General features: G+C 48.9%; 16 protein-coding genes. 7 read left to right on the top strand and 9 right to left on the bottom strand.

What is annotated here, in order from left to right:
* Nucleotides 1-23: 23 nt before the first annotated feature.
* On the top strand, nt 24-182 hold the full coding sequence (locus EDD67_RS13915) for a hypothetical protein (RefSeq protein ID WP_154718766.1): 159 nt from the start codon (nt 24-26) through the stop codon (nt 180-182).
* Between the two features lie 230 nt (nt 183-412).
* Here EDD67_RS13915 and EDD67_RS08440 read toward each other — a convergent pair whose 3' ends face one another.
* From EDD67_RS08440 to EDD67_RS08420, 5 genes are all read right to left on the bottom strand, one after another.
* Complete coding sequence (locus EDD67_RS08440; RefSeq protein ID WP_158638237.1) at nt 413-1,498, bottom strand: HD-GYP domain-containing protein; 1,086 nt, start codon at nt 1,496-1,498, stop codon at nt 413-415.
* A 154-nt stretch (nt 1,499-1,652) separates the two neighbouring features.
* Nucleotides 1,653-2,507 carry an alpha/beta hydrolase gene (locus EDD67_RS08435; protein WP_123875824.1) on the bottom strand — a complete coding sequence of 285 codons (855 nt, stop codon included), beginning with the start codon at nt 2,505-2,507 and terminating at the stop codon, nt 1,653-1,655.
* Nucleotides 2,508-2,556: 49 nt separating this feature from the next.
* A complete protein-coding gene (locus tag EDD67_RS08430; RefSeq protein ID WP_121440285.1) occupies nt 2,557-3,690 on the bottom strand; it encodes a PQQ-dependent sugar dehydrogenase in 1,134 nt (377 codons plus the stop codon).
* Between the two features lie 8 nt (nt 3,691-3,698).
* Entirely contained in the window at nt 3,699-4,241 is a 543-nt protein-coding gene (locus EDD67_RS08425) for an LOG family protein (RefSeq protein WP_121440284.1), read from the bottom strand.
* 18 nt (nt 4,242-4,259) lie between these two features.
* Nucleotides 4,260-4,883 carry a hypothetical protein gene (locus EDD67_RS08420; protein ID WP_121440283.1) on the bottom strand — a complete coding sequence of 208 codons (624 nt, stop codon included), beginning with the start codon at nt 4,881-4,883 and terminating at the stop codon, nt 4,260-4,262.
* 151 nt (nt 4,884-5,034) lie between these two features.
* On the opposite strand from EDD67_RS08420, the gene EDD67_RS08415 reads away from it, so the two are divergent.
* Complete coding sequence (locus EDD67_RS08415; protein WP_121440282.1) at nt 5,035-6,507, top strand: protein adenylyltransferase SelO; 1,473 nt, start codon at nt 5,035-5,037, stop codon at nt 6,505-6,507.
* 77 nt (nt 6,508-6,584) lie between these two features.
* On the opposite strand, the gene EDD67_RS08410 is transcribed toward EDD67_RS08415, so the two are convergent.
* Nucleotides 6,585-8,588 carry a PAS domain S-box protein gene (locus tag EDD67_RS08410; RefSeq protein WP_121440281.1) on the bottom strand — a complete coding sequence of 668 codons (2,004 nt, stop codon included), beginning with the start codon at nt 8,586-8,588 and terminating at the stop codon, nt 6,585-6,587.
* A 181-nt stretch (nt 8,589-8,769) separates the two neighbouring features.
* Between EDD67_RS08410 and EDD67_RS08405 the strand changes: the two genes are divergently transcribed.
* Complete coding sequence (locus EDD67_RS08405) at nt 8,770-9,360, top strand: guanylate kinase (protein WP_121440280.1); 591 nt, start codon at nt 8,770-8,772, stop codon at nt 9,358-9,360.
* 56 nt (nt 9,361-9,416) lie between these two features.
* On the opposite strand, the gene EDD67_RS08400 is transcribed toward EDD67_RS08405, so the two are convergent.
* Together EDD67_RS08400 and EDD67_RS13910 are read right to left on the bottom strand one after the other, a co-directional pair.
* Complete coding sequence (locus EDD67_RS08400) at nt 9,417-10,205, bottom strand: cobalamin-binding protein (protein WP_121440279.1); 789 nt, start codon at nt 10,203-10,205, stop codon at nt 9,417-9,419.
* A gap of 120 nt (nt 10,206-10,325) precedes the next feature.
* The gene (locus EDD67_RS13910) at nt 10,326-10,475 is read right to left on the bottom strand and encodes a hypothetical protein (RefSeq protein WP_154718765.1); all 150 of its coding nucleotides are present in this window, start codon (nt 10,473-10,475) and stop codon (nt 10,326-10,328) included.
* A 191-nt stretch (nt 10,476-10,666) separates the two neighbouring features.
* Here EDD67_RS13910 and EDD67_RS08395 point away from each other — a divergent pair, with 191 nt between their 5' ends.
* The 4 genes from EDD67_RS08395 (at nt 10,667) to EDD67_RS08380 (ending at nt 13,071) form a co-directional block, all read left to right on the top strand.
* Complete coding sequence (locus EDD67_RS08395; RefSeq protein WP_121440278.1) at nt 10,667-11,557, top strand: helix-turn-helix domain-containing protein; 891 nt, start codon at nt 10,667-10,669, stop codon at nt 11,555-11,557.
* A 160-nt stretch (nt 11,558-11,717) separates the two neighbouring features.
* Nucleotides 11,718-12,386 (top strand): response regulator transcription factor, encoded by a 669-nt coding sequence (locus EDD67_RS08390; RefSeq protein WP_121440277.1) that lies wholly within the window; start codon nt 11,718-11,720, stop codon nt 12,384-12,386.
* Between the two features lie 99 nt (nt 12,387-12,485).
* Nucleotides 12,486-12,737 (top strand): hypothetical protein, encoded by a 252-nt coding sequence (locus tag EDD67_RS08385; RefSeq protein ID WP_093072660.1) that lies wholly within the window; start codon nt 12,486-12,488, stop codon nt 12,735-12,737.
* Between the two features lie 148 nt (nt 12,738-12,885).
* Nucleotides 12,886-13,071 carry a hypothetical protein gene (locus EDD67_RS08380; protein WP_121440276.1) on the top strand — a complete coding sequence of 62 codons (186 nt, stop codon included), beginning with the start codon at nt 12,886-12,888 and terminating at the stop codon, nt 13,069-13,071.
* Nucleotides 13,072-13,143: 72 nt separating this feature from the next.
* Here the strand turns inward: EDD67_RS08380 and EDD67_RS08375 are convergent, their stop codons facing one another.
* Nucleotides 13,144-13,422: an HPr family phosphocarrier protein gene (locus tag EDD67_RS08375; protein ID WP_121440275.1), complete on the bottom strand. Its 279-nt coding sequence runs from the start codon at nt 13,420-13,422 to the stop codon at nt 13,144-13,146.
* Nucleotides 13,423-13,430 lie beyond the last annotated feature (8 nt).

Raw genomic sequence — 13,430 nt, 5'->3', positions numbered from 1 at the left:
GAAAACAGAGTGCAGACAAAGTCATGACATCGATCGATGTCATATTAAAAGGAACGGATGACTACGCATCATCCGGCTTCTTTCACCTGAAGGTATCACTGCGACGCCGGCTCGACAAGACCTCGCCGTGTTTCCATCGCCGCAGGAAAAAGCCGGGATGCTGGGTCATCGTCTTTTTTTGAAGCGGGTGTATTCATAAAAAGGAAGCCATGCATCCACTCCTCCGACGCCTCCGGGAAAGCAAGAGACGAAGATCCGGATTCGTCGGCCCGAGGCCGCCGAATACTAGCTGAGTCCTTGCCCGGGGCAAGCGGAGGTTAGTGGATTCATGGCTGACGTCAAAATAATCGTTTGTTTACAACCTAATTTCTTGTTCTGAAACAAGAAAACCGCCTTCGCCAGTTCGCGTATATCAGCTGCCTTGATGCGTCAGCAGGCGCGGATCGGCAATGTCGGCAATCCACACGCCGTCAAGCTGCTTTAAATCGACGACCTCTCTATTGATACTGATAAGCGGATTGCTTAAGTCGGTCGCCTTCAAGCGGACAATTTTTGCCAGCCGGCCGTCCGATAATAAAACATCCGTCCCGTTGTACATGCTCGACATGCAATCGATAAAGCGCATGCCGTGTTCAGCTGACAGCCGCCCGGCAAACACCTCCCTGCTGATTTCCTGCAGCGCGGCAATCGGACTCGCTTTTTTGCGGTAAACCCGGTCAGAGGAAACGGCGTCAAAGACATCGGCAACAGCCGTGATTTTCCCCGCTTCAGAAATTTCGTCGGCCGTTTTTCCTTTTGGATAACCGGATCCGTCCATCCGTTCATGATGGTCGCGCACCGCCTCGAACACGGCGCCGCCGACATCTGTTTCAGCCAGATGCTGCTCGCCCTTAGCCGGATGAGACTTCAATTCGTTCCATTCTTCCTCTGACAGCGTGCGGCTTTGTTCGAATAATGCTTTTGGCATCTGCAGCATACCGATATCGTGGAGCAGCCCGGCTTTGCCGAACGTAAGAATCTCATCGCGGCTTTTTCCGGCAAATTTGGCAATGAATGCGGATTGGATTCCGACATGAATGCTGTGGCGGAGAAGGTACCCGTCATGGCCTTCGAGCTGCTGGAGAACTTCAAACAAGCTGTAGCTCTCAAGCGCTTCGGCTGCAAGCGTCTCAAACGAGTTCAGCACGTTCGCCAGTTCTTCTTCACCGGGCCGGCCGGCCGTTTTGAAGAGAGCTTGAAGCTGGTTGTACTGATCACGGTACGCCGCAACAAACGCCGCGTGTTGCGCTTTACATTTCGCATCAAGCTGATCGAGAAACGAAGCGTGTCCGGAGACGGCTACTTTTTCAACACCGTGCTTAATAAGCATCTTGAGGTGATCGGCCGTCACGGCCATTCCTTCGCGCAAGAGAATTAAACCGCTGTCAGAAGCGACATCGCGAGCCAGTTTGCGGTCAAGGAGCCTTTGCGCATCTTGGTTTGTATCCATCCATTCCATCGTTAGCCTCCTCTGACTTTTCTTATACATCTATTTTACCAATTCCGCCCGTCGAAAAAACGGCTTTAATCGATTTCATAGAAAAAAGCCCCGGGAGCGCCCGGGACTAATGACGATGGTCCGTATCCAATTCAGACCTGATGATCTGCTTTTTTCACTCCGCATCCAAAAACTCATGAATCGTCTCCCAATACTTCGCATCAAGGTGTATATCGTTGTGTCCGCGTCCGGCAATCTCTTCGTGCCGGTGCGGCAAGCGGATTTTTTCGATCAACTCTTGCGTCCGTTCTTTCGGGATAATTGAATCATTGCTGCCGCTGAGGGTCAAAATCGGTGAACCGACGGCGTTAATGCGTTCAGCCGAAGAAAAATCGTAACGGAGCAATGCGCCGACGGGAAGAAACGGATAATGCTGGCGGCCGACTTCTTTTAACGAATCAAACGGCGATATTAAAATTGTGCCGTCAACCGGCCGTTCAGATGCTACTTTCACAGCCACCCCGGTGCCGATGCTTCGCCCCATCAATACAGTCTGCGGGGGCTCAGGATCCATCCGCCGCTTAATATCGTCAAAAATCAACAGCGCATCATTATAAAGCGCTTCTTCAGACGGCGCGCCGTCACTTAAACCGTAACCGCGGTAGTTCACGAGCAAAACAGACCACGACGGCAGCTCAGCAGACATTTCCGGAATTTGCGCCGAAAGCTCTTCTGCATTGCCGCCGTAATAGATCAACAGTCCCTCGGATTCGCCGTTTTCTGTTTGCGGGTCGAGCAGCCAGCCGTGAACATGTTTTTCATCATCAACTTGATAGCTAACTTCACTTACGTGATCGTAACGCTCTGCGATCGCTTCCGCGTCATCTTCTGCGATCGACTGCGGGTAAAAGATCAGCCGATCTTGAAAGACATATAACAAAACTATGAGTACCGCGGCAATGACCAGCGGAATAAGGAGCCAAAACGGTCGGAACGGCCAAGACAGAAGCACGGTGCTAATTATGATCACACTCCTTCACTTACAGACCCTTGTTCGTTTTGCAAGGAAAGCGATACCGTCATTTGTCAATGCTAAGGCGTAAAAGACGGTCATCATCGTCTCCCGGACTGCCGCGTCCGTCCGTATTATTCGTTAACAAATAAACGTTCTCGCCGTCTGTTTTCACATCGCGTAAGCGACCTTCACCGTCAAAAACCGTTGCCATCTCACCGGCCTCTTCAGCATACGCATAAAGGCTTTCGCCGCGGAGACCCGTCACGAGCAGGACGTCTTCATAAAAGGCTGTTCCGGACGGCGCCCACGTCTCATTGCCAGAGTGAATGGCCGGATCTTCAAGTCCGTCCACGGACTCATCGCCTTCAATTTCCGGCCAACCGTAATTTTTTCCCGCTTCGATGATATTGATTTCGTCTTGGGCGGTCGGACCGTGCTCGGAACTGTACAGCTCTCCCTCGCTGTTCCACGCAAGTCCTTGCGCATTGCGATGCCCGTAGCTGTATACATATGAATCGTCAAACGGATTATCTTCCGGAACATCGCCTTCCGGTGTCATACGAAGAATGCTGCCGGCTAAATTCGTTTTGTCTTGCGCTAAGTCGGGGACATTTGCGTCACCTGCTGTCGCGTACAAATAACCGTCGGGTCCGAGGGCGAGCCGCCCGCCGTTATGGATCCCCGAACCGGGAATTTGATCGAGCAGGATATCTGTTTCCGCCCACGTTCCGTTCTGTTTTTCCAGCGCGACGATACGGTTTTTTAACTCCGTTTCGCCGCTGTACGTATAGTAAGCAAATCCGCGGAGGTTCTCACTCTCATCCTCCGCTAAAATAAACCCGAGCAGCCCGCCTTCGCCTTCATGGGCGATCGGATCCGAGGTTTCCAGCTCCGTCTGTTCCGTCTCATTGTCTTGGACTTCGATCATGTGACCGTCACGGCTCGGCATAATATACAGATCGTCCGCGATTGCGAGCGACCACGGCACCTCTAAATTGCTGGCGACGGTCTCAACGTCCCAGTCTTCTGCCGTAAGCTCCGTAATATCGCGCTTGTCTTCCCCGCCGTCTTCCGCCGCGGTATTCTCTTCGTCATTTTCTTCATCCACTCCGGCGTTATCGTTTCCGTCACCGCATGCCGCCAGCAGCAAAATTAACGATCCAGCCAGGTAAACCGGGCGCCATAATCCCTCGCTCATCGGTTTGTTCAGCTCCTTTCAACCAGCTCCTGTACCAATCGGTCTGCCGATGCATCCTGTAAAACCAATTCCCGATGAGCGTTTTGTAAAAACGCTTCCTTATTCATCTGATCAAACATCGCCAGAAGCGGATCGTAATAGCCCGCAATATTTAACAGTCCAAACGGTTTCACGTGATAGCCGAGCTGCGCCCAGGTGAACACTTCCATAAATTCCTCGAGCGTCCCCGGTCCGCCCGGAAGCGCAATAAAACCGTCAGCTAACGCGCTGATCTCCGCCTTTCGCTCGTGCATCGAATTGGCTTTTCGCAGTTCCGTCAATCCGGTATGCGCCGCTTCCCGCTGGACGAGATCACCCGGCATCACGCCGATTACCTCACCGCCGCCGGCAAGCACCGTATCCGCCAACACGCCCATTAAGCCGATCCCTGCCCCGCCGTAGACCAAGCCGATCTCCCGGCGAACGAGTTCTTCGCCAAGCGCCTTAGCCCCTTCAGCATAGACAGGATCCGTTCCTTTCCCTGATCCGCAAAACACTGCCATTCTCTTCATCGTTTCTTCCTCCTTGTATTACAGCAGCCAACGCCGGTGCGGATATTCCTTCACCCATTCCACGTGCGGATCAAGCCGGTTCATCACCCGACTGATCACAAGTCCGTACGTCAACAACCCTTGAATTTTTAACATAATCGCAATCCCGAGATGAAAGGCGCTTTCCATATTCTCTTCATAATTAAAGAACAGCACATTCATCAATACCCATTCCGCACTGTAAAACCACGTAAAATCCCCGATCAGCGAGATCACAACCGCCGCAGACAGCATGATCGTTGCTGCCGTGGAAAAATAAACGGTGAGCGATGTTTTTCCCGCCAGCACTCGTAACGGTCTCGCGTAGCGTTTCAAGATGTATTTCATCCGGAAAAGACGGATAAACCGGGCGAAGCGGGCAAACAAAAATGTGCTGTCAAGCGGTATGACGCTGACGACATCGAATGGATTTTTCAGCAGGTAACGCCACGTATGGCGGGCGCGCCAAGCTCGGATCGAGATGTCGGTGAAAAAGACAAACCAAATTCCCCAAATCATCCAGCCGTTGTCCGACCAGCCGCTGTACCAGATCGTTCCGACGGAAATAGAGGCTAAGACGAGCATCAGCAATTCGTATATGCGTTTGTACCAGACGGAAGTCATTGTTTAGTCTCCTGTTTCTGTCGGTTTTAGATCGGTATTTCTTTTATCATAAATGAGCTTGACGCGATATGGCAAACGCGATTGTTTGATAAGCTTCCCCGCAGCGCGATATACTGAAACAACAATCCGTCACAAGATTAAGGAGGCTATCATGACGAACGACCTAAATAAAACGGCGGGGTGGAATCTCACCCACAGCTATGCCAAGCTTCCGCAAATGTTTTATACACCGGTCGATGTTCAGCCCGTTGCTGCGCCGGAACTCGTGCTTTTTAATGAACCGCTAGCCCTTGAAATCGGGCTCAATCCGGAAGTGATGAAAAGTGCTGAAGGCGTCGCCGTATTAGCGGGCAATTCATTGCCAAAAGGGGCGTTCCCCCTTGCGCAAGCCTATGCCGGGCATCAATTCGGCAATTTTACAATGCTTGGCGACGGCCGGGCGCTGATGTTCGGTGAACAGCTCACACCGGACGGACGCCGTATCGATATACAGCTGAAAGGATCAGGCGCGACCCCTTATTCGCGCGGTGCCGACGGCCGGGCGTCTCTCGGGCCGATGCTGCGCGAATACATTATCAGTGAAGCGATGCACGCGCTCGGAATCCCGACAAACAGAAGTCTTTCCGTTGTCAAAACCGGCGAGCAGGTGCGCCGGCAAACGATGGAACCGGGGGCTGTGTTAACGCGGACAGCAGCGAGCCACTTGCGCGTCGGCACGTTTGAATACGCGTCTGCCTGGGGGTCAACTGAACAAGTGCGGACGCTTGCTGATTACGCGCTCGAACGGCATTTTCCGCCGTGCAGTGAATCGGACAATCCGTATCTCTATTTACTCGACAAGACCGCGGAACGTCAGGCTGACCTGATCGCCCGCTGGCAGGCGGCCGGATTTATCCACGGCGTGATGAATACCGACAACATGGCGATCAGCGGGGAAACGATCGATTACGGCCCTTGTGCGTTTATCGATGCGTACGATCCGAAAACCGTATTCAGTTCGATCGACCGCGGCGGGCGTTACGCGTTTGGCAATCAGCCGAAAATCGCCGGCTGGAACCTCGCCCGTTTTGCCGAAACGCTTCTGCCGTTAATTGATGAAGACGAAGAAGCCGCCGTTGAAAAAGCCCAGCAGATTATCTCCGGATTTATGGCGCGCTTTGACGCTCGCCGACTCGTTCATTTCCGCGCTAAACTCGGTCTCAAAGAAGAACACGAAGGCGACGGGGCTCTCATCGATCAGCTGCTTGAGATATTGCTCACTGAAAAAGCCGACTTCACCAACGCTTTTCGCGCATTGACGTTCAAAGAGGTGACGGAACCGGCGCTCGAGCAATCGACAGCCTTTAGCGAGTGGAAAGAGACTTGGAAAGCGAGACTCGCTAAAGAGAACCGCTCTGAAGAAGCGGTGCAGATGCTGATGAAACAAAGTAATCCAGCCGTCATCCCCCGCAATCACCGCGTTGAACAAGCGCTCCATGCAGCGGTTGAAGACGGCGACTACAGCGTGTTGTATAAGCTGCTTGATGTGCTGTCCGATCCGTATGCGCATTCCAAAACGCAAGAAGCATACACGGCTCCGCCTCCCGCTTCATTTCCGCCTTATCAGACGTATTGCGGAACGTAATGCCGTCTGAAGCGCCTTACAACAAATACCGATCTGTTACGATAAAAAAAAGCCGCCTCTTAAAACCGGAGGCGGCTTCACGTTTCTGCGCCGTCAACGAAACGGCAGCCTTCTATTTTTTGCTTTTTAGCTTGATACATCGCACTGTCCGCGCGTCTGAGAACATCGCCGTGATCATGTTCACCGAAACTTACGGCAATCCCGATGCTGATGCTGATCGTTTCCGTTTCCCCTTCGTACACCCACGGCGTTTCCATCGACTTCACGATGCGACGGGCGATCTCATCAATTTGTCTTTGATCTGTCAGCCCGCGGATTAAAACAACAAATTCGTCCCCGCCGATTCGCGCAACAAGATCATCGTTACGTACCGTGTGCGTCAACCTGTCCGCAACCGTAACGAGATAATGATCGCCGGCAGCATGACCTTTTTCATCATTAACCGACTTGAAATCATCACAATCGATATACATTAACGTAAAACCGGGTTCTTTCTCTGCTGCCTTCTTCAATTCACTTTCAAACAATTCGCGGTTAGCAAGACCGGTCAGCCCGTCATGGAAAGCCATGTAATGGATTTTTGCTTCATGTTCTTTTCGCTTCGTAATATCTTCACCGACAACGAGCATTTGTTCGACCCGATCGTCTTCACCGCGAATCGGCAGCAAATCAGTATAAACCCATATCCATTGTTTTTCCGGATGGTGCATTTTCACTTCCAGTGCCTCGTTTACGCCTGTCCGAAGCGCCTTCATAAACAGCTGATAAAACAACTCTCGGTGGTCTTCATCTATAAGGGAAAATACCAGAGTTTCTTTCAGCTCTCTTTCATTGGTGTGCAAAATCTTCTCATGCGAGGGTGAGACATAAGATAAGACCCCTGTCGTATCCGCAAGCTGAATAAGATCCGTCGAGTGTTCTGCGATCAGCCGGTATTTTTCTTCACTTTCTTTCAGGGCGTTCTCCATGTGCTTTCGTTTTGAAACGTCGCGGATCGTCGAATGAATACCTTCTTTGGCTTTATAATCAACCCGGACTTTTCCGACTTCAACTTCAATATTCCGTCCAGAAGCTGTCACAACTGTTTCTTCTTCAAAACTTCGGTCGATCTCGCCATTAACAAGGTCGCATAACTCACGCTCGAGCAGCGCTCTGTAACCAAATGCATGAAAATCATACACAGATTTACCAAACAGCCACTCCTTATTAGGGGCATCCAAAAGAGTTGCCGCTGCCTGGTTCGCAAATTCGATGTAACCGCCGCAGTGAATCAACATCGCATCCGGCGACTCCTCAATTAAACGGCTGTATTTCTCTTCACTTTGCTTTATCGCTCGGAGCAATTCCCGATCTTTCGTCACATCCTCCACTACGCCAAACGCGCCAAACAGTTCCTCATCGACAATAATCGGCACCGTCTTTAAATGACATTCACGCACCTCGCCGTCACAGCGAAGTCCCGTCACATGCCATTCGCCGCTTTGCTGAAGCACTTGACCTGCAAACAGTTCCTCCGCACCTTCAATGAAAAAACCCCGGATCCTGTCATTCACTAAGTCCGCTTCACTGTAACCTGTCAGGTTTTCCATCGCGGCATTAACCTGAATGACACGCCCTGCTTCATCCATTTCAAAAACCCCGGCGGTGTTTAAGGTAACGAGCGAGGCGAATTTTTGTTCTGCTAATTCCTGTTTTTTCTCAACCTTTTTCCGCTCAGTGATATCTCTCGTTACAGTAATGATATAGTTCACCCGGCCGTTGTCATCCGTAATCGGCGTTAACAGCGATTCTTCATAGGTTCCGCGTGCTTCGCTGTGAAACTCGAACCGGCTCGGTTTCTGCTGATAAACGAGCCCGCGGTATTCGCTGTAGAGTATCGCAGCCGCGTCCGGCGGCACAGCTTCTGCGAGGGTTTTGCCAAAGATGTCGTTTGGAAAACCGGCTAACTGAATACCCGCTTTATTCACCGCTGCATATGTAAACTCTTCATCCTCGACTTTCATGACAAAAACCGCGTCCGACATTGCATCAATAAACTGCAGAAATTCTTCTCGGTTCTTTTCCAGCAATATGCGCCACATGATGTTGTCTCCTTTGAACCAGTCGGTTATTTTATCCTTATATTGTTGCACAGAAAACACGGCCCGACAATTGAATTTTCACATTTTTCGACACATTTCGAGTTGAATTTCTTTGCATTATTTGATAATAGCAGGAGTTTGTTTCGATTTTGTAGAAACTGTTTATTGGGGAGGGATGTATATGTACGATTTAAAGGATAAAGAAATGATTTTTGTTTTCACGGGCCCGGACGGTTCGGGCAGAAAAACGGTTGCCAACATGGCCGCCCGCACGACACTGCACATGACAGGCGTGATTTCCTACACCACCCGGGCGAAACGGCCTTATGAAACAGATGGGGAAGATTATCATTTCATTTCCGAAGACGCATTCGATGTTGCAAAAGAAAACGGGGAATTTCTTGAAGATGTTGTTATTAACGGCTACCGTTACGGAATTAAAGAAGAGGACGTCCGCACAAAATTTGCCCAAAAAGGCTGTATTTATCTCGTCTTAAATAACGAAGGCGCCGATATTCTTAAACAGCTGTACGGAGAGAAAGTGATCCGCATTTTTATTTATGCCGACCGCAGCACAGTGATCGAGCGGCAGCGGGAACGCGGAGACAATGAAGCTGTGATTGAACGGCACTTATCCCATTATGACCGCGACATGGCCTACAAAAAAGTTTGTGAGCATGCGTTTGAAAACTACCGGCTCGACCATACCGCGTTTGAAGTAACCGAAATCATCAGCAATTACTTGCAGCTGGATTTAACAACGGAAGATTGACACAAAGCCCCGCATCGCGCTGTTAAAAGCTGAGGCGGGGCATTTTAAAATTTTATTTACGTTTCGGTCCGAAAAACTGCCGGATGCAGCACCCCGGCCAATTTTTCCAACCCGAGCAAAAGGCGGGGAGAAGGCCGGCAAAACAGCGGCTCTTCCATCACATAAACGCGGTCGTTTTTGACCGCCGAAAGCGACTCCCAGCCGGGCCGTTTTTTGACAGCCTCTGGGTTCACCCGGTTTTGATCGACACCGACCCACGAGAGACAAATGATATCCGGTTTTCTTTCAAGCACATCATCCCACGTCGTCTGCACACTGCTTTGCGGCCAATCTTCGAAGAGGTTTTCCCCGCCGGCTAATTCGCTGATCTCTGTGAGCCAATTGGTTTCCCCCGGGGTAAACACCGGCTTTGGCCACCATTCCCAATAGATCGTCGGATAAGTCCGAACCTGTCGGCTTTTTTCCCGAAACGTGTGCAACTTCTCGCAAAAGTCATCAGCCGCTTGTTTGCCTGTTTCCGGACAGCCGATCGCCTCGCCGACGCGGATTAAATCATTACCGATGTCGGCCAAGCTTTGCGGATCGAGCGTGATATAGGGCAGACCGCGGGCTTCGAGTCCGTCGAGATTTTTCTCCATCCCCGGAACAGATAAAGACGCCAGCACGATGTCAGGCTTGAGCGCCTCAACAGCATCAAGATCGATCGACAAATCCGGACCGACCCGCGGTAAGTGGGCGATCTCTTCCGGCCAGTCCGTATAATCATCGACCCCGACTAAAAACTGGCTTCTGTCTAAATAGACGACCAACTCAGTGTTGCTCGGACAAAGTGAAACGACGCGCATAAACCCGCCTCCTTTAGGGTATTTGCGTAAAGTATAGCAAAAAAGTCTATAAAAAAAGACCGCCTTTTCCCAGAGAGGGCTGGAAAAGGCGGTCGGTTCAAAAAAGTGGTAATGTCAATTTTAATAGTGTCGGGATGGAATATTTTGAATCTCAAAACTCGTTGCATAGTTATCAAGCTCTGCGTCGCTCGAGCCGCCGTCTGCAACTGTCCCCATGCCGATACTTCCGAGTACAAGAAAACCTGCCGCTACAAGTGCTTTTAATTTCATATCAATCATCACTCCTGTTTTTTTGGATTTTCTACACGTTCAGTATACCGAATCTTATAAAAAGGCGGAAAGCTCTTCTGGCTTTATTTAAGCTCTTGAGCTGACCTGCAGTAATATTTGCCTCATATTCACTGCTATAATATACTTATAAGTATAAAATGGTGCATCGAAAGAAATGAGGCGATCGAATCATGCAAACGCAAGAAGAAATTCTCGGCAGCACACTGAAATACTTGCGCAAGCAAAAAGGACTCACGCAAATCGAGCTGTCCAACGGGCTCTGCACGCAAGCACAAATCAGCCGGATCGAAAGCGGCTTGATGATTCCAAATGCAATCCTTTGTTACCAGTTTATCAAGAAATTGGGCATTAGTCTCGACTATTTTTTCTCTTTAATCGAAAACGAGCGCAGTGATTACATTCTAGATTTTCGCCAACAGGCCGGCGACATGGTTCGTGCCCGCGATTATGAAGGATTATATGAACTTGTAACAGGAGAGATGACAAACCCGATTTTTAAATCCTCCTATGATAAACAGTTCCTTTATTGGCACATGGGAATTGCCGAATTTCATTTCAATAATAATTATCAAACAGGGATAGATTATGTAAAAAAAGCACTGACACAAATTGTTGAAGAACATCAAGTCCACCATTATACTGCACAGGAAATCAATATTCTTCACAGTATCGGGGTTTTCGAACATTTGCTTGAAAACCATGATCGGGCAATCTATTGGTTAAGAAAAGCGATAACCATTCAAGAGCAATATATCGCCGAACCTAACACACGTATGCTTACCCGTATTTATTTCACCTTATCACAAGCGTTAACGAAAAGTTCTCGATACAGAGATTCTCTTGAAGCAATTAATCAAGGAATCGATTCTTCACTAAAAAATAAAACGTTCTCGCTATTAGGCGAATTATATCACCAAAAAGGCTTCACTTATATATTTTTAAACGAGGAAGATCGTGCTCTCACTTACTTGTATAAGGCAATTCAACTCTTCGAAGCGACGGATCAATCATATATGTCGATTTATCCGCGAGAAGTGATTGAGGAATACAAGCTTGAATAAATACAAAATATAATTATAAGTATATTTTTAAACAGCTGCTCGGCAACATTCCGCCTCTTCCTTGAAAAAGCCCGCCATATCGCTCGTCATGACTTCCGCATCTTTTCAACAAATATTATATAGTGTAATCAGTATAAATAGATGAAAGGGTGTGTCTGCCATGGCGATCTCAACGATGAGTGTGAATTTTGTAAAGCAGAATACTGTAGAATTACCGGGAAGTCAGTTTAATCAGGCCGGCAGTAAAACGCTGACAGATGAGCTGATCACTTGTTTTTGCGACATCAACCGTTCTCACACCGCCCAGGTAGAAGCTATGATTGCGGATCACCCGGATAAGCTGCTGCTCGTTGTATTGAATAATGAATGCCCGTTCGATCCGGAAATATGCTTGTATTATAATGTTGTCTCGGTGGTCACCTCGACTGATTTGATTCGCCATTATCAGGCGATCATGGATCATTTAGAAAAGGGCTATTTTATTCTCTCCCCTGAACTTCACCAGCCGGTAGCGTTAAGAATTAACGAGTTGAAACTGCAGCGGGCCGGACTGTTGGAATACCGTTTGAAAGAGAAGATCAAATCAACGTTAACCGTCATTGAAGCTGATGTGCTCGATCATTTACTCGCCGGATACGACACAACTGCGATTCAAAAAAAGCTGTTTTACGCGCCGTCAACGATCAACACGGCGATCTCGCGGATGCTTGACCGTTACGGCCTGCACAACCGTGCTGAATTGATGACCTTTTTATTCAAACAAAACTGGGTTGAAAGTTATCAAAAAGAAGCCACACCGGCAAACGACAACACCGCCGCCATTCTTTAATGGCAGCGGTGTATTTTTTAGCATCCTTTTTAACTTTTGAATACTGTGGTACGATTTTTGCAGAGCAACAAACGATTTTTCGAATAGAAAGGACATATGATGGAGCTATTTACTTTCGCCTTTTTCACACTTGCACTCTTTTTTATTCTTCGCACACGCAAGAAACAAGGAATCACCGACAGCAAAAGCGCAGTGACCCCTTTCGCTCTATGGTTCGGCGGGTTTGGCCTGTTCTTTTTCACCGCGATTGTGCCGATTCCGATCGTCGGCTGGGCGATTTTCGTACCGCTCGTTTTATTGGCAGCTTTTTATTTCAAGCATTTGCCGGTCTCTTCCCGAAATGGTACTTAAATCAATGAAGAGTAATTATGCCCCCTTTACAGCGGATGACCTTTTATTTTCCAAAAGGCGCCGCTGTTTTTTTATTTCTGAAGGTATTAATCCTCCTGTCATTCATGATATTTTATAGCTGGATGCTGACTATTTGGAGGGAATAATCATGAACGGATGGATTCTTGGTCTCGCCGGAGCAGCCCTGCTTGTTTTTATCATGTTCGAAGCCGCCTCCTTGAATGACCGGAGGGGAGGTCTAAAATCATTTATGAAAGCGCTCTCCGAGAGCGCGCTCATTGTAATACCTTTATTTTTGATAGCCTTGACTGTGTTCTACCTCACGATGTATTAAAGGACCCTTAAGGTTTTAAAATGCTGCATAAAAAAGTCCCTTGCCGCAGAGTTCCTTTGGCAAGGGACAGATTCAGCTGTTCATCATTTTTAATACATCCGGTGTCCGGACAAACTCGGTCAAAGCTTTAATCGCCTCAAAAGCATCGTCTCCGTCTGCTTTGATCGTCACTTCTGTTCCGCTTCGAATCGCCAGGCTCATCAGACTCATGATACTTTTCGCATTCACTTGCCTGTCGCCTGCCTCGACAAATATATCTGCCCTGAAGCGGTTGGCTTCTTGGACAAACAGCGTTGCTGGGCGCGCTTTCAATCCATCTTTCAAGCTGATTTCAACTGTTTTTTCAATCATGGCTGCCT

The sequence above is a fragment of the Salisediminibacterium halotolerans genome (assembly GCF_003814815.1).
GTDB lineage: Bacteria > Bacillota > Bacilli > Bacillales > Salisediminibacteriaceae > Salisediminibacterium > Salisediminibacterium halotolerans.
The sequence above is the reverse complement of the archived record's forward strand: the minus strand, read 5'-3'. Positions and strand labels throughout refer to the sequence as shown.

Excerpts from the sequence above, each read along its gene's own strand:
- EDD67_RS13915 (WP_154718766.1), top strand. The coding sequence starts at position 24 with ATGACATCGATCGATGTCATATTAAAAGGAACGGATGACTACGCATCA.
- EDD67_RS08440 (WP_158638237.1), bottom strand. The coding sequence starts at position 1,498 with ATGGAATGGATGGATACAAACCAAGATGCGCAAAGGCTCCTTGACCGC.
- EDD67_RS08430 (WP_121440285.1), bottom strand. The coding sequence starts at position 3,690 with ATGAGCGAGGGATTATGGCGCCCGGTTTACCTGGCTGGATCGTTAATT.
- EDD67_RS08425 (WP_121440284.1), bottom strand. The coding sequence starts at position 4,241 with ATGAAGAGAATGGCAGTGTTTTGCGGATCAGGGAAAGGAACGGATCCT.
- EDD67_RS08420 (WP_121440283.1), bottom strand. The coding sequence starts at position 4,883 with ATGACTTCCGTCTGGTACAAACGCATATACGAATTGCTGATGCTCGTC.
- EDD67_RS08415 (WP_121440282.1), top strand. The coding sequence starts at position 5,035 with ATGACGAACGACCTAAATAAAACGGCGGGGTGGAATCTCACCCACAGC.
- EDD67_RS08410 (WP_121440281.1), bottom strand. The coding sequence starts at position 8,588 with ATGTGGCGCATATTGCTGGAAAAGAACCGAGAAGAATTTCTGCAGTTT.
- EDD67_RS08405 (WP_121440280.1), top strand. The coding sequence starts at position 8,770 with ATGTACGATTTAAAGGATAAAGAAATGATTTTTGTTTTCACGGGCCCG.
- EDD67_RS08400 (WP_121440279.1), bottom strand. The coding sequence starts at position 10,205 with ATGCGCGTCGTTTCACTTTGTCCGAGCAACACTGAGTTGGTCGTCTAT.
- EDD67_RS13910 (WP_154718765.1), bottom strand. The coding sequence starts at position 10,475 with ATGAAATTAAAAGCACTTGTAGCGGCAGGTTTTCTTGTACTCGGAAGT.
- EDD67_RS08395 (WP_121440278.1), top strand. The coding sequence starts at position 10,667 with ATGCAAACGCAAGAAGAAATTCTCGGCAGCACACTGAAATACTTGCGC.
- EDD67_RS08390 (WP_121440277.1), top strand. The coding sequence starts at position 11,718 with ATGGCGATCTCAACGATGAGTGTGAATTTTGTAAAGCAGAATACTGTA.
- EDD67_RS08385 (WP_093072660.1), top strand. The coding sequence starts at position 12,486 with ATGGAGCTATTTACTTTCGCCTTTTTCACACTTGCACTCTTTTTTATT.
- EDD67_RS08380 (WP_121440276.1), top strand. The coding sequence starts at position 12,886 with ATGAACGGATGGATTCTTGGTCTCGCCGGAGCAGCCCTGCTTGTTTTT.
- EDD67_RS08375 (WP_121440275.1), bottom strand. The coding sequence starts at position 13,422 with ATGATTGAAAAAACAGTTGAAATCAGCTTGAAAGATGGATTGAAAGCG.